The following is a 16,718-nucleotide window of genomic DNA, read 5'->3' as shown; positions in this document are numbered from 1 at the left end:
ACAGCCCGCCCCCGGGCCGGCGGGCCTCGATGGCTTCCGGCCACCTCGTAACCCCCTCATAGCGTTACATAACGGACAATGTTCACTTAGGGTGTGTCCGGGTAGGTGTTCGCAAGAGGGGGACGTGAGATGGACGAGAAGACCAGACCGCCACGGACGCACCGGCTGACGCGCATGGTTCCGTCCCCGGAGTTCCTCAGAGGCCTCGAGCGCACCACCACCCTCGACGCACCCATCCGGGCGATCAGCAAGACGCTCCGGACGAGGCTCGGCCCTGGACGGCTGCGCGACATGCTGCACGGCGTCCCGTTCGGCCACCCGCTCCACCCCGCGCTCGCCATGGTGAGCCTTGGGTGCTGGGTCTCCACCGCCGTGCTCGACGTCACCAAGGCCGATCCCCGCGCCTCGCGCGCGCTGATCGCCACCGGCCTCGGCACCGCCCTCCCCACGGCGGCCGCCGGGATCACCGACTGGTCCACGCTCCACCTGGAGCAGCAGCGGGTCGGGGTCTTCCACGCCCTCAGCAACCTCGCCGCCGCCGCCCTCTACACCGGCTCGCTCCTCATGCGGCTCGGCGGCCGGGAGCGGACGGGCCGCGTGCTCGCGTTCGCGGGGCTCGGCGCGGTGAGCATCGGCGGGTTCCTCGGCGGGCACCTCGCCTACCGGCAGGCGGCCGGGGCGAACCACGCCGAGTCGGTCGGCCACCTCACCCTGCTCGGCTGGCACGACCTCTGTCTGCTCAAGGACCTCCCCGACGGGCGCCCCGTCCGGCGCCAGCTCGGCTACATCGACCTCGTCGTCCTCCGCCTCGGCGACACCGTGCACGTGCTCGCCGACGGGTGCTCCCACCTCGCGGGCCCGCTCCACCAGGGCCGCGTCACCGTCGAGGAGGGCGAGCCGTGCATCGTCTGCCCGTGGCACGGCAGCACGTTCCGCGTCAGCGACGGCTCCGTCGTGCACGGCCCGGCCACCTCGCCCCAGCCCGCGTTCGAGACCCGGTTACGGCACGACGGCGTGGTCCAGGTCCGCCCGGCCATGTGACGCCCGGGCGTCCGGAGAGAAGATCGCACAACGGCCCCCTGGCAGGGCCGTCGAGCGCGCCCGCCGCCCGAGCCCGCGGCGTTTCAGGCCGCCATGCGGCGGATCGGCGACCGGCACGTGGCGCGACGCCGTTCGCCCACGGTGTCCAGGGCCAGGTGCGCCATCCCGGTACGACGCCCCGGCCCCGCTACGACGCCCCCGGATGAAGACGTGCGCGCCCCGGGTCAGGAGCGGTCCCCGCGACGCTCCCGGTCCCCGGCCGGATGCTCGACCAGGGCGAGGATGCGGCTCGCCATGAACCTCGCGCTCCGGACCGGTGCCCCGGTCCTGGTGACCTCGGTGACCTCCACCACACCGCGTCCGGTGGTGATCTCGATGCGGCGCCCCGCCTTCCTCGCGACCACCTCGTACGTGCGGGGAGTGCCTCCCGCATCGATGACGATCTCCACCCGGTCACCCTTCATGAGAAGGGACATACCCTCTCATGCGATCAGCTTCACGATCGCGGCGATCCCGACGATGACGATGAAGGCCCGCAGGATCGGGGTGGGCAGCCGGCGGCCGATCCGCGCGCCGAGGTAGCCGCCCACGGACGTGCCGAGCGCCACCATCAGCACGGCCATCCAGTCGACCGGCGCGATGAGCACGAAGAGCAGGGCCGCCGTCGTGTTCGCGAGCAGGGCGAGCACGTTCTTGGCCGCGTTGATCCGCTGCAGGTCGTCGTCGAGGAAGCTGCCGAGCAGCCCGATGAGCACGACCCCTTGCGCCGCGCCGAAGTACCCGCCGTACACGCCCGCGGCGAGCACGCCCAGCCACAGCCACGGCCCGCCGTGCGGGTGGACGCGCAGCCGCAGCAGCCACTGGTTGAGCCGCGGCTGCACGATGACCAGCACGCAGGCGAGCCCGATGAGCACGGGCACGATGAACCGGAAGGCGGACTCGGGGAGCCAGAGCAGCAGCAGCCCGCCGGCGAGCGAGCCGAGCACGGAGGCGCTCCCCAGCCGGAGCAGCCGCTCCCGCTGGCCCTTGAGCTCCGGGCGGTAGCCCACCACGCCGGTGACGCCGCCCGGGACCAGCCCGATGTTGTTGGAGACGTTCGCGACCACCGGCGGCAGGCCCACCGCGAGCAGGGTCGGGAAGGTGATGAGCGAGCCCGACCCCACGACCGTGTTGATGCCGCCGGCGCCCACCCCGGCCAAGAAGACGAAGAACGCCTCCAGCGGCGACACCGCTCTCTACTCCCTCCTACGGCTCTCGCCCGATCGTAGAGGCAGGGCGGAATTCACCTTCCGGAGGGTCCCGCCATCCGGGGTGGGCGCATCAGGGCGGGCTCGTCACCTCACAGCGGGCGGGCGAACCAGCGCCCTTCCCGCGAGCGCTCCAGGGTGAGCGGCATCCCGAACGTCTCGGAGAGATTCTGGGGGGTGAGCACGGCCTCCAGCGGGCCCTGGGCCACCACCGATCCCTGGCGCAGCAGCAGCACGTGGGTGAACCCGACCGGGATCTCCTCGACGTGGTGCGTGACCAGCACGGTCGTGGGCGCCTTGGGGTCCTGGGCCAGCACGCCCAGCCGGCGCACCAGATCCTCCCGCGCCGCGATGTCGAGCCCCGCGGCGGGCTCGTCGAGGAGGAGCAGCTCGGGGTCGGGCATGAGCGCCCGGGCGATCTGCACGCGCTTGCGCTCACCCTCCGAGAGGGTGGCGAACCGCCGCCGGATGAGGTGGGCGCAGCCCAGCTGGTCGATCAAACCGACCGCGCGGGACACGTCGCTGGAGTCGTACTCCTCCTTCCACCGCCCGAAGATCGCATAGGAGGCGGTGAGCACGACGTCGATGACCTTCTCGTCCGGGGGGATCCGCTCGGCGAGCGCGGCGCTGGCCAGCCCGATCCTCGGCCGGAGCTCGAAGACGTTGGTCCGCCCCAGCACCTCCCCGAGGATCTCGACCGTCCCCTCCGAGGGGAAGAGCAGGGCCCCGGCGACCTGAAGCAGCGTGGTCTTGCCGGCACCGTTGGGGCCGATCACGACCCAGCGCTCACCCTCCAGGACGCTCCAATCGATGCCGCGCAGCAGAGCGGCGCCGTCCCTGCGGACGGTCACGTCCTGAAGCAGAAGCACCTGACCGCCCATGTCTGGGCCCCTCCCCTCAGTCGGTTTTTCGCTGAAGACAACATATGACAGGCCCCACCACCTCTGGTGGAGAAGTGGGGTGGCGCTTCACCACTGTCCGGCACGTGCGTCTCCTGGGGCAACTCCGGGCTCACCGGCCGCCTCGGCGCACCGGTCCGGCGGCCCGCCCGCACCGCCGCGGCCCCGTCCACCGTACGCGCCCACCGGAACGGCCCGGCCGGCGCCCCCTCCCGTCGACCTTCGGCACGCCGGCGTCCGCCGCGCGTCCATGGCCCACGCACCGGCTGTGCGCCACGGGCCCATGACCCGCCAAGCCCGGCGTGCCGCCCTACAACCACCGCCGACCGCCACCGGGTTGGCCGCAGGCCATCACCCCACCACACGCACACCATTGCCGCCCACCACGGCCGACCCCACGGACCGGCGCCCGCCGCCACACGACCACGGCCTCAACAAGGCACCCCGCACGTGCGCCACGGCCCACCGGCCAAGCACCCGGCATGTCCCAGGACCACCACCGGCCGCACGGGCGGTACGCCGCATGCTCATCGCCCCACCACGTGCACCGGCGTCCGCACGCCACGCCCCACGGCCGCCGGGGCGGTCACACCAGGCCACGCCGTACCGCGTAGAGGGCGGCCTGGGTGCGGTCCTGCACCCCGAGCTTCATGAGCACGTTGGAGACGTGGGTCTTCACGGTCTTCTCCGCCACGGAGAGCTCGCGGGCGATCTCCCGGTTCGACCGGCCGGCCGCGATCAGCCGCAGCACCTCGCGCTCCCGGGCGGTGAGCGCGATCTCCGGCTCGCCGGGCGGCGCGGCCGGGCCGCCCAGCACGGCCTCCGCGGCCTCCGGGGCGAGCAGCACCTGCCCCTCGTGGACCGCCCGGATCGCCTGGACGAGGGCCTCCGGGTCCACGTCCTTGTACAGGAAGCCCGCGGCGCCGGCCCGCATCGCCGGCAGCACCTCGCCGCGGCCGGTCACCGAGGTGAGCACGATCACCCGCACGCCGAGGCCGTGCAGCTCGGCGAGCACGTCGAGCCCGTCCCGCACCGGCATCTTGAGGTCGAGCAGCAGCACGTCCGGGGTGAGCGAGCGGGCCAGCTCGATGGTCTCCAGGCCGTCGGCGGCCTCCCCCACCACCGTGATGTCGTCGTGCACCTCGAGGAACGTGCGCAGGCCCTGCCGGACGACCGGGTGGTCGTCGGCGATCAGCACGCGGATCACGTGGGCACCTCCAAGTGAACGACCGTGCCGCGCCCGGGGGAGGTGGTCACGGTGAGCGTCCCGCCCACCGCCTCGGCGCGATCGCGGATCGAGGCGAGGCCGAGGCCGGGCACCCGTCCCGGGTCGAAACCGCGCCCGTCGTCACACACCTGAAGGGTCAGCACCGGCCTGCGGTGCGACAGCCGTACCTCGATGCGGGTGGCGTTCGCGTGGCGCACCGCGTTGTGCAGCGCCTCCTGGGCCACCCGCAGCACCGCGACCTCGACCGCCGGCGGCAGGCCGTGGGGTGGGTCGCCGTCGAAGTGGAAGGCGAACGACACCGGGTGGACGCGGTCGAGCAGGGCGACCTGCTTGCGCAGGGTCTCCACCAGGCCGTGGCGGTCGAGCTCGGCCGGGCGCAGCTCCACGATGACCGCGCGCAGCTCGGCGAGCGCCTCCCCGGCCAGCCGCTCGACCTGCTCGATCTCCTGCGCGGCCCGCGCGGGGTCGGTACGGGCGAGCGTGGCGGCCGCCCGCGCGGTGAGCCGGAGCGAGAAGAGCTTCTGGGTCACCGCGTCGTGCAGCTCCCGGGCCATCCGGGTCCGCTCCTCGATCACCGTGAGCTCACGGCTCCGCTCGTACAGCCGGGCGTTGGTGATCGCGATCGCGGCGTGCGCGGCGAACAGCGTGAGCAGCTCCTCGTCGGCCTCGGTGAACCCGCCGGGCGTCCGCTTGTTGGAGAGGAACACGATCCCCAGCACCTCACCGCCGTTGCGGATCGGCACGCCGAGGAAGTCCTTGAGGATCGGGTGCCCCCGCGGCCACCCGACGAACCTGGGGTCCTTGCGGATGTCGGCGAGCCGTACCGGCCCGTCCATGCGGAGCATCGCGTCGAGCATGCCGTGCTGCCGCGGCGTCGTCCCCAGGACCGCCCACTGCTCCGGGGTGACCCCCTCGGCGATGAACTCCGCGAAAGCGCCCTGGCTGTCCGGCACGCCGAGCGCCGCGTACTGGGCGTCGAGGAGCCGGCGCGCCGACCGCACGATCACCCGCAGCACCTCCTGGACCGACAGGTGGCTGGTGACGGCGAGCACGGCCGAGCTCACCGCGTGCAGCACCTCGTCACGCTCGGACACGGGAGGGGTCGCGTCGGGCACGCCCTCAGGGTAGGCCGCGGCTCGCCCGCCGGGGCGCGGGGGAGGCCGGATGGGCCGATCCCGGCCGGCGGTCCTCCGCCGCGGCGCACCCATTGGTTCGCCGGTGGGAAGCCGGATGGGACTCATCCAGGGCTCCTCGCCGGCGGGAGATCGTCCCCCTGCGCGGCGTCGCTCACACCGCGGATGGCCGGGCCCTGCTCCGGGCGTGCGTCGCCGGCGCCCGGACGGGCACCGTCCGGATCGTCGCGCTCACCGGCGCCCCGCGATGCCGGCGTCTCCGCAAGCCGCGGATGCGCGGACGGACGTACGGCCCGTCACCAGGTCCGGCGCATGGTTCCGGAGAACTTCGAAGTCTCCCGAATAATCGTCGGTCAATGGCGATCCGGACCGTTTGACCGATGCGTTCACTCTCACTAACCAGGCACTTTACGTGATGGTTACTTTTTGGAGGATTCGGGTGACACTTATCTGTCCCCTTCGGCCACCGGGTGATTTATGTAATCGTTACCCGAATGGGTAAAGCTGAAGGCCATGCGTAAAACGCCGGTCACTTTATCGATGCTCTTTGCCGTGACAGTCGGCGCAACGTCCCTGGTCAGCGCGTCCCCCGCAGCCGCGGCCACCCCGCCGGCCGCGCTCGCCCCCACCTCCGCGCAGGCCGCGTCCGCCGCCTCCGCAGCATCCTCCGCATCCTCGGCGGCCGCCGCACCCGGCTGGATCAGCGTGCGGTATCCGATCAGGGCGCGGGCCGGCCGCGTCGTCACGTACAAGATCACGCTTACCAACCGGCAGAGCCGTACCAGTCAGAAGATCTTCTTCGCGGCCAAGTTCCCGAAGAACGTCTACAAGGTCCGCATTTACGTCCCCAAGGGCTCCCGGTACCGCGAGGGCTGCACCAGGGAGCGGACCAGGTCGCTGTGCCTGTTCCCCGGGCTGAAGAAGGGCAAGAGCTACACGCTCTGGGCCAAGGCCTGGGTCAACGGCTCGGCGCGCGGGACCCTGTACGGGTACTTCGGGGGCTCCTTCATTCCCAACCACGTCAAGGACCCGCGGTACGTGATGCGCAAGGCCGGCGACGAAATCCGGTGGATCAAGACGAGGACCAGGCTCGTCCGCTGAGCCCACGGCCACGGTGAACGGAGCCCGGCGCGCCCCGGCGGCGTTCGTCCACGGATATCACGGTGAAAGCGGGCAAACCCGTGGCACGGCCACGACCGCCCGCGCAGTAACCTCAAACAACGTGAACCAACGCTCGCTGCTCATCACGCTGACCGGTCATGACCGCCCTGGCGTCACCTCCCGGCTCTTCGCCGCGCTCGCCAGGTTCCCGGTCACGGTCGTCGACGTGGAGCAGGTCGTCATCCGGGGCCGCCTCATCCTCGGGGTGCTGGTCACCTACCCGGGTGGCGGCTCGGAAGAGGTGGACAGCACCATAGGCGGCCTGTGGGCGGCCGTCGAACAGGTCGCCGCCGACCTCGACATGGAGCTGGACATCGCCACGGGCACCCTGGCAAAGGAGAAGCGCCGCCGGGGCCGGCTCCATGTCACCGTGCTCGGGGCGCCGCTCAAGCCCGCTGCCATGGCCGCGATCGCCGGCCGGATCGCAGCGAGCGGGGCCAACATCGACCGCATAGAGCGGCTGGCGAGCTACCCCGTCACCTGCATCGAGATGGCGGTCTCCGGTGCCGACCCGCAGGCGCTGCGCGCGTCGCTCACCGCCGAGGCCGCGGCCCAGAAGGTCGACGTGGCCGTGCAGCGCAGCGGGCTCCACCGGCGGGCCAAGCGGCTCGTCGTGATGGACGTCGACTCGACGCTGATCCAGAACGAGGTCATCGACCTGCTCGCCAAGCACGCGGGCTGCCTCGACGAGGTGACCAAGATCACCGAGTCGGCCATGCGGGGCGAGATCGACTTCGCCGAGTCGCTGACCAAGCGGGTCTCCCTGCTCGAAGGCCTGCCCGAGGATGTCTTCGACACGGTGAGCAAGGAGGTCGTGCTCACCCCCGGGGCGCGCACCCTGGTCCGGACCCTCAAGCGGCTCGGCTACCGCTTCGCGATCGTGAGCGGCGGGTTCACGCAGATCACCGACCGGCTCGTCGCGGAGCTCGGCATCGACTACTCGGCCGCCAACACGCTGGAGGTCGTGGACGGCAGGCTCACCGGGCGGCTCGTCGGCGAGATCCTCGACCGGCCGGGGAAGGCCCGCGCGCTCGAACGGTTCGCCGCCGAGGCCGGGGTGCCGCTCAGCCAGACGGTGGCGATCGGCGACGGGGCCAACGACCTCGACATGCTCGCCGTCGCCGGTCTCGGCGTCGCGTTCAACGCCAAGCCCGCCGTGCGGAAGGCGGCCGACGCCGCGGTGAACGTCCCCTACCTCGACTCGATCCTCTACCTCCTGGGGATCTCCCGGGAGGAGGTGGAGGCCGCCGACGCCGAGGACGGCCTCCAGCCCGCGAAGTGATCCCTCTGGGTGGCTGCTCCACCGCGATCGGGATCTGCCGCGCCTGCTTCGAGGGATGAGGGGTGCGCCGCCATGGCGTCGAGGCGGCCGGCCACGGCGCCGGCCCGGACGAGCACGGAACGGCCCGGTGATCTTGCGAGGACCGGCGCGCGGCCGACCGTCCTGGCGCGGCCGGCGCCCAGTGACCGTCCCTGGTACGGCCGACGACCTGATCACCATCCCTGAGACGCGGCCGGCGCCCAGTGACCGGTGCGGCCGGCGCCGGGTGGCTATCCCTGGTGCGGGCGGTGGAATGAGACGAGCGTGCCCCGGCCCGGACCGGCCTCCGCCCAGGAACCGTTCAGATCGATCACCGCGTACCCGCCGGGCGGGAAGGCATCGCACTCCCGGCCGGTGAGCTCCCACACGAGCCGGGAGACGGCGGGGTTGTGCCCGACCAGCGCCAGCGTCCCGATCCCCTGGTCGGTACGGCAGAGCAGGTCGATGAGGTCGTCCGAATCCCCGTGGTAGATCACCGGCTCGATCTCGATGGGGGCGTCGAGGCCGAGCAGCTCGGCCGTGCGGCGGGCGCGCACGGCGGGCGAGCACAGCACGAGCTCCGGCTTCAGCGGCCTGATCTGTGCGCCGGCCGCACGGGCCGCGCTCTCCCCGGCGGCGGTGAGCGGGCGCTCCCGGTCGGGCAGGCCGAGCACCCCCGCGGCCTCGGCGTGGCGGATCACGATCAACCTGGTCACCGCACCATCCTCTCGCATCCGCCGGGCCGCTCCCGCGCGAGCGCCCGCCGCAACCGCGATCTGCGGGTTCGCGCGCAACGGCCACTCCCACGCGAGCGTCGGCCGGGCTCGCCACCGCGATCTGCGGGTTCATGCGCAACGACCGCTCCCGCGCGGGAAGGGGCCGGGGCAGGGCGTCCCTCGGCACGCCGCGCCACGGCCTGCCGTACCGCACGGACCGGGGATCGCGGGGCAGCCGCGAACCGGGGGCGTACCGCGGAGCGCCGGGGAACCACAGGGCGGAGAGCCGGGGACGCTGGCGACGGGGGAACGACGTGCGGAGAAGAACCAGGAAAAAGCGCGCAAGGTCCCCCGCCCGGAGGCGGAGGACCTTGCGATGCCAGGTCCGGTCCGGCGGGCCGGTCAAGGCGGACCGCAGCGCACGTGCCGTACCGGTGCCGTCGGACCGGGTTCGATCAGCGGGCCACGGTCTCCGAGGCGCGCTTCACCTCGCCGGCGTCGCCGGAGTCCGGGATGATGCCCGACGAGCGGCGCTTGGAGACGACGATCGCGGCGACGACGATGACGACGGCGATCGCGGTCACCACGGTGCGGATCACGAAGTTGTCCGCGTAGGCGACCACGGCGGGCGCGATCAGCAGCGCGACCAGGTTCATGACCTTGATCAGCGGGTTGATCGCCGGGCCGGCCGTGTCCTTGAACGGGTCACCGACGGTGTCACCGATCACGGTCGCGGCGTGCGCCTCGGACCCCTTGCCGCCGTGGTGGCCGTCCTCGACCAGCTTCTTGGCGTTGTCCCAGGCGCCACCGGAGTTGGCGAGGAAGACCGCCATGAGCGTGCCGGCCGCGATCGCACCGGCGAGGTAGGCGCCGAGGGGCGCGTACCCGAGCGCGAAGCCGACCGCGATCGGCGTGAGCACGGCGAGCAGACCGGGCGTGGCGAGCTCACGCAGCGAGTCGCGGGTGCAGATGTCGACCACCCGGCCGTAGTCGGGCTTCTCCGTGCCGTCCATGATCCCGGGCTTGTTGCGGAACTGGTCGCGGACCTCGATCACCACGCGACCGGCGGCGCGGCCGACCGCGTTGATCGCCAGGCCGGAGAAGAGGAACACGACGGATGCGCCGATGACCAGGCCGACCAGGACGTTCGGGGCGTCCACCGACAGGCTGAACGAGGCGAACGAGCCGAGCACGTCCTTCACACCCTGCGTCGCGGCGGCGAGCTCGGTCTCGACCGCGGTCCGGAAGGAGCCGAACAGCGCGGTCGCGGCGAGCACCGCGGTCGCGATGGCGATTCCCTTCGTGATCGCCTTGGTGGTGTTGCCGACCGCGTCCAGGGAGGTGAGCACCTGGGCCCCCTCGCCGTCCACGTCACCGGACATCTCGGCGATGCCCTGGGCGTTGTCGGAGACCGGGCCGAAGGTGTCCATGGACACGATCACGCCGACCGTGGTGAGCAGACCGGTACCGGCGAGGGCGACGGCGAACAGGGCCACGGTCACGTTGCCGAAGCCGAGCAGGAACGCGCCGTAGACCGCGGCGCCGATCAGCAGCGCGGAGTAGACGGCCGACTCCAGACCGACGGCGACACCGGAGAGGATCACGGTGGCCGGGCCGGTCAGGGCGCTCTCCCCGATCTCCCGCACCGGCCGCCGGTTGGTCTCGGTGAAGTAGCCGGTGAGGAGCTGGATCAGGCTGGCGAGGACCAGGCCGATGAGCACGGCCCCGAGCGCGATGAGCCGCGGATCGGCGGTGAGCGCGCGGATCTCCTCGCTCACCCCGGAGAGCTCGGCGAAGCTCGACGGCAGGTAGGCGAAGGCGGCGACGGCCACCAGGATCGCCGAGATGACGGCGGAGATGAAGAAGCCGCGGTTGATCGCCGCCATGCCCGAGCGGTCGCCGCTGCGCGTGCGGACGGCGAAGATACCGATGATCGCGGTCAGCACGCCGATCATCGGGACGAGCAGCGGGAAGACCAGACCCTCGGTGCCGAAGGCCGCCTTACCGAGGATCAGGCTCGCGACGAGGGTGACGGCGTACGACTCGAAGAGGTCGGCCGCCATGCCGGCGCAGTCGCCGACGTTGTCGCCCACGTTGTCCGCGATGGTGGCCGCGTTGCGCGGGTCGTCCTCCGGGATGCCCTGCTCGACCTTGCCGACGAGGTCGGCGCCGACGTCGGCGGCCTTGGTGAAGATGCCACCGCCGACTCGCATGAACATCGCGAGCAGCGCGGCACCGAATCCGAAGCCCTCGAGAACGTTCGGCGCGTCGCCCTTGTAGACGAGCACCACGATGGCGGCGCCGAGCAGACCGAGCCCGACGGTGAACATGCCGGCGACACCGCCGGTGCGGAACGCGATCCGCAACGCCGCCTTCTCACCCTGGTCCTTCGCCGCCGCGGCGACCCTCAGGTTGCCGCGGACCGCGAGCCACATGCCCATGAAGCCGGTGAGCGCGGAGAACAGCGCACCCACGACGAAGAAAACGGAGCGGCCGATCTGCACGCTGGTCGACGGGGCGGGCAGCAGGAGCAGCAAGAGCGGGATAACGACGACGAAAACGACCAGCGTCCGGAACTGCCGCGCGAGGTACGCGGCAGCGCCCTCCTGTACGGCACGAGCGATGTTCTGCATACGCTCGGTGCCCTGTCCGGCTGAAAGCACCTCCCGGACCAGCCCGCCGGCGACGGCGAGGGCGAGGAGGGCCACAACCGCGACCACTATGACGAGCGTGAAATGGAACCCGCTGAGGGCTACCGCTGCACCATCGGCAGCGGCCAGAAAGGCAGACATACGTCCTCCTCGGCCATACGAGGTTCAGGTCCTCCCGGGGGGCGCCGCCGAACCTCGCGGTATCGCGGCGCACTTCCGGGTGGTAGGCGATGCCGCTTCCGGTTGCTTCCGCAATACCTTGGCCGGTGGCGGGGAGTCTACGCAGCGGCAGCCCGGATCTGAAGGGTCTTATGGCCCCTTCTTTCGTCCGTCGCCGGGTTTGACGAAAGTTTTGTCCAGTTTTGTAGCTCGTTTGACCGGATCTTGCGGTGGGCGGGACAACGCAACGCTTCGATTACGTCACAACCGCATCACCGGTTTTCGGACGTCCGAAATGCAACAAGGCACAGGTGAGAGATCGGATGCCACCTGAGGCGGCACCCGATCTCGCTCAGGCCGCGGTCGGCTCGCCGGGTGAGACCGGCCAGCTCATCCGGATGCTCATGCCCTCCGGACGGGGCACCACTTCGACGTCGTCGGCAAGCCCCGCGATCACGGCGAGCCCGAGATCGCCCATCTCCGGAAGCGGGCTGCCGTTCGCCTCAGCGGCCGGTGGTGAGACGCCGTTGCGCGATGCCGCGTCGATGACGGTCACCTCGAACCGGCCGTCGTCGTCACGCAGCCTCATCACGACGGGTTCCGCCGGGCAGCGGAGGCGGTGCGCCTCCACCGCCCGTAAACACGCCTCCCCGACGGCGAGCCGTACCTCGTCCAGGATCGCCTCCGGTACGCCGGTGCGCCGGGCGACGGCTGCGGCGACCAGCCGCGCCGTGCGCACGTGGGCCGGCAGCGCGCTGAACGTCAGCTCGACGGTGGCCATGTCCGGCTCTCCGGCCGTCACTTGTCCCGCGCGTGGGCTTCCTTGGCCTCGTCCACGGAGGCGTAGATGCCGAAGACTTTCGTGAGACCGGTGATCCGGAAAATCTTCAGGATTCGCTCCTGGGTGCAAACGAGCTCAAGGGATCCGTCGTGCGCCCGCACCCGCTTGAGCCCGCCGACCAGCACCCCGAGGCCGGTCGAGTCGAGGAAGTCCACCTTCTCCATGTTGACGAGCAGGTGGAAGTTGCCCTTGTTGACCAGGTCGATGAGCAGTTCACGCAGCCTGGGCGCGGTGTAGACGTCGATCTCGCCTTCGACATCGACGATCGTGAGGTTGCCCTCTGTCCGGTGGTCCAGCTTCAGGTCCACAGATCCTCCAGCGCCGTACGTGCGTAGTGTCGAGGAGGGACGCGGTTTCCAGGCGTCCGGAACCACACCCTCTGACGCGCGGCATTCAACCACGCCTCGACTCCGTGTCTATACGAAATCACGACTCCGGGCGACTCTCCCCACAGATGCCAAACTGGAAACCAGTGACTGCCATTTCTTCACGTCAAGGGGGAGCCGGCGAGCTGCTCGGCCGCCTGCTCGCGGTCCCGGCACGCCGCGGGCTCGTCACCCATGTGGAGCATGTTCCCGCACGTGAAGGCGGGGACGCGCGGTGGCCGGACTGGGTTCCCGAGCCCTTGGTCGGCCGGCTGCGCCACCTGGGCATCAGCGGCCTCTGGGAGCACCAGCTCGCCACCGCGGAGCACGTCCGTCGCGGCGAAAACGTGATCATCGCCACTGGCACGGCGTCCGGGAAGTCCCTCGCCTACCTGGTGCCGGCGATCACCGAGATCTTCGCCGGCGGCACCGTGCTCTATCTCACCCCGACGAAGGCGCTCGCCGCCGACCAGCTCGCCACGATCCGGAAACTGCGGCTCACCGAGGTGCGCGCGGCCACCTATGACGGGGACACCCCGCCCGAGGAGCGGAGCTGGGTCCGCCGGCACGCGAACTACGTGCTGACGAATCCGGACATGCTGCACCGCTCGATCCTGCCGCGGCACGGATCGTGGGCCTCCTTCTGGCGCAGGCTCCGGCTGGTGGTCGTGGACGAGTGCCACGGCTATCGGGGTGTCTTCGGCTCCCATGTCGCGCAGATCCTCCGCCGGCTCCGCCGGGTCTGCGCGAAGTACGGCTCCCGCCCGGTGTTCCTGCTCGCCTCGGCCACGGCGAGCGACCCGGGTGCGGCGGGGAAGCGGCTCACCGGCCTCGACATGGCGGAGGTGACCGCGGACGCCTCCCCGCGGGGAGCGATGACCTTCGCCCTGTGGGAGCCGCCGCTCACCGAGCTGCGCGGGGAGCGGGGCGCCCCGATCCGGCGCACCGCCACGGCCGAGGCCGCCGACCTGCTCACCGATCTCGTGGTGGAGGGCGTCCGCACGCTGGTGTTCGTCCGCTCCCGGCGCGGCGCGGAGACCGTGGCCCTCACCGCGAAGCGGCATCTCACGGAGCTGGAGGCCGTCCTCGAGGCCGGGCCGTACGGCACGGCACTCTCGGCCGGAGCGACCGGAACGGCTGGCCCGGTGGGATCGGCCGGCGCGGCGGGGTCGCCTGGCCCGGCGGGCTCCGGGGCCGCGTCCGGATCCGGCGGTACGACGGCTGTGGGCGAGGTGGGCGAGGATCCCGCGGGCGCGGCCACGACACCGGCCGGTTCGCCGGCAGTCGGCGATCACAAAGAGGCGGCGTCCGGTGACCGGAGAGGGACATCGGCCAGGGGAGATGGCGCGACGACCGCCGATGGCCATGGAGGGACGACGACCGGTAGGCCGGGAGACACGACGACCGGTGGCCCGGGAGACACGACGACCGGAGACCACGGTGCCGGGCCGGCCGGGGGACGGCTCGCGGACCGCGTGGCGGCGTACCGGGGCGGCTACCTCGCCGAGGATCGGCGGCTGCTGGAGAAGGCGCTGCGCACCGGGGAGCTGACCGCGCTCGCGACCACCAACGCCCTCGAGCTCGGCGTGGACATCTCGGGCCTCGACGCGGTGATCATCGCGGGCTGGCCGGGCACCCGCGCCTCGCTCTGGCAGCAGGCGGGCCGGGCGGGCCGGACCGGTCAGGACGCGCTCGTGGTCCTGATCGCCCGTGACGATCCGCTCGACACCTACATCGTCCACCACCCGGAGGCGGTCTTCGGGCAGCCGGTCGAGGCGATCGTCCTCGACCCCGACAACCCCTACGTGCTCGCGCCTCACCTGTGCGCCGCGGCCGCGGAGATCCCGTTGACCGAGGACGACCTGGAGATCTTCGGCCCGGCGGCGCGCGATGTGGTCGACGACCTGGTCCGCCGCGGCATGCTGCGGCAGCGGCCGAGCGGGTGGTACTGGACCCACCGGGAACGCGCCGCCGACCTCGCCGACATCCGCGGTTCGGGCGGGAACCCGATCCACGTGGTGGAGTCCGGGACCGGGCGGCTCCTCGGCACGGTGGACGAGCCGTCGGCGCACACCACCGTGCATCCGGGCGCCGTCTACCTCCACCAGGGGGAGACCTACGAGGTGGAGTCCCTCGACCTCGAGGCCGGGGTGGCCCTGGTGAGCCCGGCCGACCCCGACTACGCGACCTACCCACGGGACGTGACCGACATCCGGATGATCGAGTCGCTCCGGTCCCGGCCCTTCGGCCCGGGGGAGCTCCACTTCGGGACCGTCGAGGTGACCCGGCAGGTCGTCTCCTACCTCAAGCGGCGCACCCAGACGGGCGAGGTCCTCGGCGAAGAGCCACTGGATCTGCCCCCGCGCACGCTCTGCACCCGCGCGGTCTGGTGGACCCTGCCCGACACCGCCCTCGCCCCGTTGCGCTCGGCCGAGCACGGCGGGCCGGTCGATCTGGGCGGCGCCGCCCACGCCGCCGAGCACGCCTCCATCGGGCTGCTGCCGCTCTTCGCGACCTGCGACCGCTGGGACATCGGCGGCGTGTCGACCGAACTCCATCCCGACACGGGCATGCTCACCGTGTTCGTCTACGACGGTCATGACGGGGGTGCGGGCTTCGCCGAGCGGGGTTTCGCCCGGGCCGCCGATTGGCTCACCGCGACCCGCGAGGCGATCGCCTCCTGCGAGTGCGAGCGGGGCTGCCCATCGTGCATCCAGTCCCCCAAGTGCGGAAACGGCAACGAGCCATTGGACAAGACCGGTGCCATCCGGCTCCTCGACGTGCTGCTCGGTTCCTGAACGTTCTTGCTCGGCTCAGAGGGGAGCGCTCATTCAGAGGCTCTGACGGAGAGCGCTCCCTGAGGCTCTGAGGGAGAGCGCGAGGTTCTGGGGGGAGAGCGCTCATCCTGATGGGCGTGCGCTCAGCGTTGAACGGTGACCGGACCGGCTCGCGCGGTGGCCCTCACGCTCCGAGCTCCGGCGATCGGCAGGGTGAACCGCAGCGACACCGCGACCTCGGCGATTCCCTCGGAGATCGCGCAGGACTCCAGCACGACACCGTTGGCGTCCGCGATCTCCTTCGCATGCGTGCAGGCCAGGGCCGGCCGGCTGAACGCCCAGGCCGCCCCGGCGAGCGCGCTGAGGTCCGCCGCACTCTGCGCCCGATGCCTCGCGACCCGGGCCATTCCCGCGGCGACGACCGCGGTGGCCACCGCCCAGATCACGGTGATGACCGTGATCATCCACACCGTTGCGGAGCCGCGCTCTCCTGAGAGCCGCCGGCCCCGGTCCGCCCGGATGCCGGGCGCGTCCCCGAACGGTCCCGCGCCGGTCCACGGGTGTTCTCCCATGGGCGCCATGGCACACCCCCCGGCATGGCCGACCGGTCGGCCGTGGGAGGGCGATGCCGGCACACGCCGACCTGACGATCGCCGGTCGTGGTCACCGCATGGGATGGGCGGCCGCGACCCGGAGCCGGTTCCGGGACACGCGGAGGACCGCGAAGCCGCGTTCATGGCACGACCTCCGGTTCTCATAACACGGCCCCGGATCGGTGATCGGTGCTCATGGCACAACCCCCGGCTCGGTGGCCCGTACTCATGGCACAACCCCCGGCTCGGTGGCCGACACCGCTGCGGCCGTCACCCGTACCGGAGGGAGCACCGCGCCGGGAAACGGCTCGACCACCGCCACGACCTCGACCCGGGTCGTCTCCGTCCCGGGGATGACCTCCACTCGAGCCCCGGCGGGAACCGCCCGCAGGACCGTCCTTCTCACCTCGTCGATCACCTCGCCGCGGGCCGCGGCCCGGGCACCGGCCCGAGCCGCGTCCACACACTGCAGCTGCACCCCGACGATCGCCACCGCCCAGAGCGCGGCCCCCAAGACGATCAGCAGCACCGGCAGCAGGACCGCCGCCTCGGCGGTCACCGAGCCGCGGTCGGGCCGTCCGCGCTGGTGTGCGGCGCGCACTCGCGG

At 71.8% G+C, this 16,718-nt stretch carries 15 protein-coding genes; 4 read left to right on the top strand and 11 right to left on the bottom strand.

The window, feature by feature from the left end; all coding sequences use genetic code 11:
• Nucleotides 1–129 precede the first annotated feature (129 nt).
• Nucleotides 130–1,041 carry a Rieske (2Fe-2S) protein gene (locus tag TBIS_RS01175; protein ID WP_013130497.1) on the top strand — a complete coding sequence of 304 codons (912 nt, stop codon included), beginning with the start codon at nucleotides 130–132 and terminating at the stop codon, nucleotides 1,039–1,041.
• Between the two features lie 224 nt (nucleotides 1,042–1,265).
• Here TBIS_RS01175 and TBIS_RS01170 read toward each other — a convergent pair whose 3' ends face one another.
• The 5 genes from TBIS_RS01170 to TBIS_RS01150 all read right to left on the bottom strand — a co-directional run bounded on the left by TBIS_RS01170 (nucleotide 1,266) and on the right by TBIS_RS01150 (nucleotide 5,530).
• Entirely contained in the window at nucleotides 1,266–1,517 is a 252-nt protein-coding gene (locus TBIS_RS01170; protein WP_013130496.1) for a hypothetical protein, read from the bottom strand.
• 6 nt (nucleotides 1,518–1,523) lie between these two features.
• Nucleotides 1,524–2,270 carry a sulfite exporter TauE/SafE family protein gene (locus TBIS_RS01165; RefSeq protein WP_013130495.1) on the bottom strand — a complete coding sequence of 249 codons (747 nt, stop codon included), beginning with the start codon at nucleotides 2,268–2,270 and terminating at the stop codon, nucleotides 1,524–1,526.
• A gap of 110 nt (nucleotides 2,271–2,380) precedes the next feature.
• Nucleotides 2,381–3,169: an ABC transporter ATP-binding protein gene (locus TBIS_RS01160; RefSeq protein WP_013130494.1), complete on the bottom strand. Its 789-nt coding sequence runs from the start codon at nucleotides 3,167–3,169 to the stop codon at nucleotides 2,381–2,383.
• A 604-nt stretch (nucleotides 3,170–3,773) separates the two neighbouring features.
• Nucleotides 3,774–4,394, bottom strand: a complete 621-nt coding sequence (locus TBIS_RS01155; RefSeq protein ID WP_013130493.1) for a response regulator — start codon at nucleotides 4,392–4,394, stop codon at nucleotides 3,774–3,776.
• Entirely contained in the window at nucleotides 4,391–5,530 is a 1,140-nt protein-coding gene (locus tag TBIS_RS01150) for a GAF domain-containing sensor histidine kinase (RefSeq protein ID WP_242384295.1), read from the bottom strand. The genes TBIS_RS01155 and TBIS_RS01150 overlap by 4 nt, the downstream gene beginning before the upstream one ends.
• Before the next feature lie 570 nt (nucleotides 5,531–6,100).
• Here TBIS_RS01150 and TBIS_RS01140 point away from each other — a divergent pair.
• Entirely contained in the window at nucleotides 6,101–6,649 is a 549-nt protein-coding gene (locus TBIS_RS01140) for a hypothetical protein (RefSeq protein WP_148231425.1), read from the top strand.
• 121 nt (nucleotides 6,650–6,770) lie between these two features.
• On the top strand, nucleotides 6,771–7,991 hold the full coding sequence (serB, locus tag TBIS_RS01135) for a phosphoserine phosphatase SerB (RefSeq protein ID WP_013130490.1): 1,221 nt from the start codon (nucleotides 6,771–6,773) through the stop codon (nucleotides 7,989–7,991).
• A 269-nt stretch (nucleotides 7,992–8,260) separates the two neighbouring features.
• Here the strand turns inward: serB and TBIS_RS01130 are convergent, their stop codons facing one another.
• From TBIS_RS01130 to TBIS_RS01115, 4 genes are all read right to left on the bottom strand, one after another.
• Nucleotides 8,261–8,725 carry a SixA phosphatase family protein gene (locus tag TBIS_RS01130; RefSeq protein WP_013130489.1) on the bottom strand — a complete coding sequence of 155 codons (465 nt, stop codon included), beginning with the start codon at nucleotides 8,723–8,725 and terminating at the stop codon, nucleotides 8,261–8,263.
• Nucleotides 8,726–9,180: 455 nt separating this feature from the next.
• Nucleotides 9,181–11,517, bottom strand: a complete 2,337-nt coding sequence (locus tag TBIS_RS01125; protein ID WP_013130488.1) for a sodium-translocating pyrophosphatase — start codon at nucleotides 11,515–11,517, stop codon at nucleotides 9,181–9,183.
• A gap of 370 nt (nucleotides 11,518–11,887) precedes the next feature.
• Nucleotides 11,888–12,316, bottom strand: a complete 429-nt coding sequence (locus TBIS_RS01120) for an ATP-binding protein (protein ID WP_013130487.1) — start codon at nucleotides 12,314–12,316, stop codon at nucleotides 11,888–11,890.
• A 17-nt stretch (nucleotides 12,317–12,333) separates the two neighbouring features.
• Nucleotides 12,334–12,684, bottom strand: a complete 351-nt coding sequence (locus tag TBIS_RS01115) for an STAS domain-containing protein (RefSeq protein ID WP_013130486.1) — start codon at nucleotides 12,682–12,684, stop codon at nucleotides 12,334–12,336.
• A gap of 404 nt (nucleotides 12,685–13,088) precedes the next feature.
• On the opposite strand from TBIS_RS01115, the gene TBIS_RS01110 reads away from it, so the two are divergent.
• Nucleotides 13,089–15,539: a DEAD/DEAH box helicase gene (locus TBIS_RS01110; RefSeq protein ID WP_041431843.1), complete on the top strand. Its 2,451-nt coding sequence runs from the start codon at nucleotides 13,089–13,091 to the stop codon at nucleotides 15,537–15,539.
• Between the two features lie 122 nt (nucleotides 15,540–15,661).
• Here TBIS_RS01110 and TBIS_RS19250 read toward each other — a convergent pair whose 3' ends face one another.
• Together TBIS_RS19250 and TBIS_RS01100 are read right to left on the bottom strand one after the other, a co-directional pair.
• Nucleotides 15,662–16,090, bottom strand: a complete 429-nt coding sequence (locus tag TBIS_RS19250; RefSeq protein ID WP_273369847.1) for an Rv3654c family TadE-like protein — start codon at nucleotides 16,088–16,090, stop codon at nucleotides 15,662–15,664.
• Between the two features lie 247 nt (nucleotides 16,091–16,337).
• Nucleotides 16,338–16,712 (bottom strand): TadE family type IV pilus minor pilin, encoded by a 375-nt coding sequence (locus TBIS_RS01100; protein WP_148231423.1) that lies wholly within the window; start codon nucleotides 16,710–16,712, stop codon nucleotides 16,338–16,340.
• Between the last annotated feature and the right edge of the window lie 6 nt (nucleotides 16,713–16,718).

The organism is Thermobispora bispora DSM 43833 (assembly GCF_000092645.1).
GTDB classification, from domain to species: domain Bacteria; phylum Actinomycetota; class Actinomycetes; order Streptosporangiales; family Streptosporangiaceae; genus Thermobispora; species Thermobispora bispora.
The sequence above is the reverse complement of the archived record's forward strand: the minus strand, read 5'-3'. Positions and strand labels throughout refer to the sequence as shown.

Bases quoted from the DNA above. Each gene is read 5' to 3' on its own strand.
- TBIS_RS01160 (WP_013130494.1), bottom strand. From the start codon at position 3,169: ATGGGCGGTCAGGTGCTTCTGCTTCAGGACGTGACCGTCCGCAGGGAC.
- TBIS_RS01120 (WP_013130487.1), bottom strand. From the start codon at position 12,316: ATGGCCACCGTCGAGCTGACGTTCAGCGCGCTGCCGGCCCACGTGCGC.
- TBIS_RS19250 (WP_273369847.1), bottom strand. From the start codon at position 16,090: ATGGGAGAACACCCGTGGACCGGCGCGGGACCGTTCGGGGACGCGCCC.
- TBIS_RS01175 (WP_013130497.1), top strand. From the start codon at position 130: ATGGACGAGAAGACCAGACCGCCACGGACGCACCGGCTGACGCGCATG.
- TBIS_RS01125 (WP_013130488.1), bottom strand. From the start codon at position 11,517: ATGTCTGCCTTTCTGGCCGCTGCCGATGGTGCAGCGGTAGCCCTCAGC.
- TBIS_RS01170 (WP_013130496.1), bottom strand. From the start codon at position 1,517: ATGTCCCTTCTCATGAAGGGTGACCGGGTGGAGATCGTCATCGATGCG.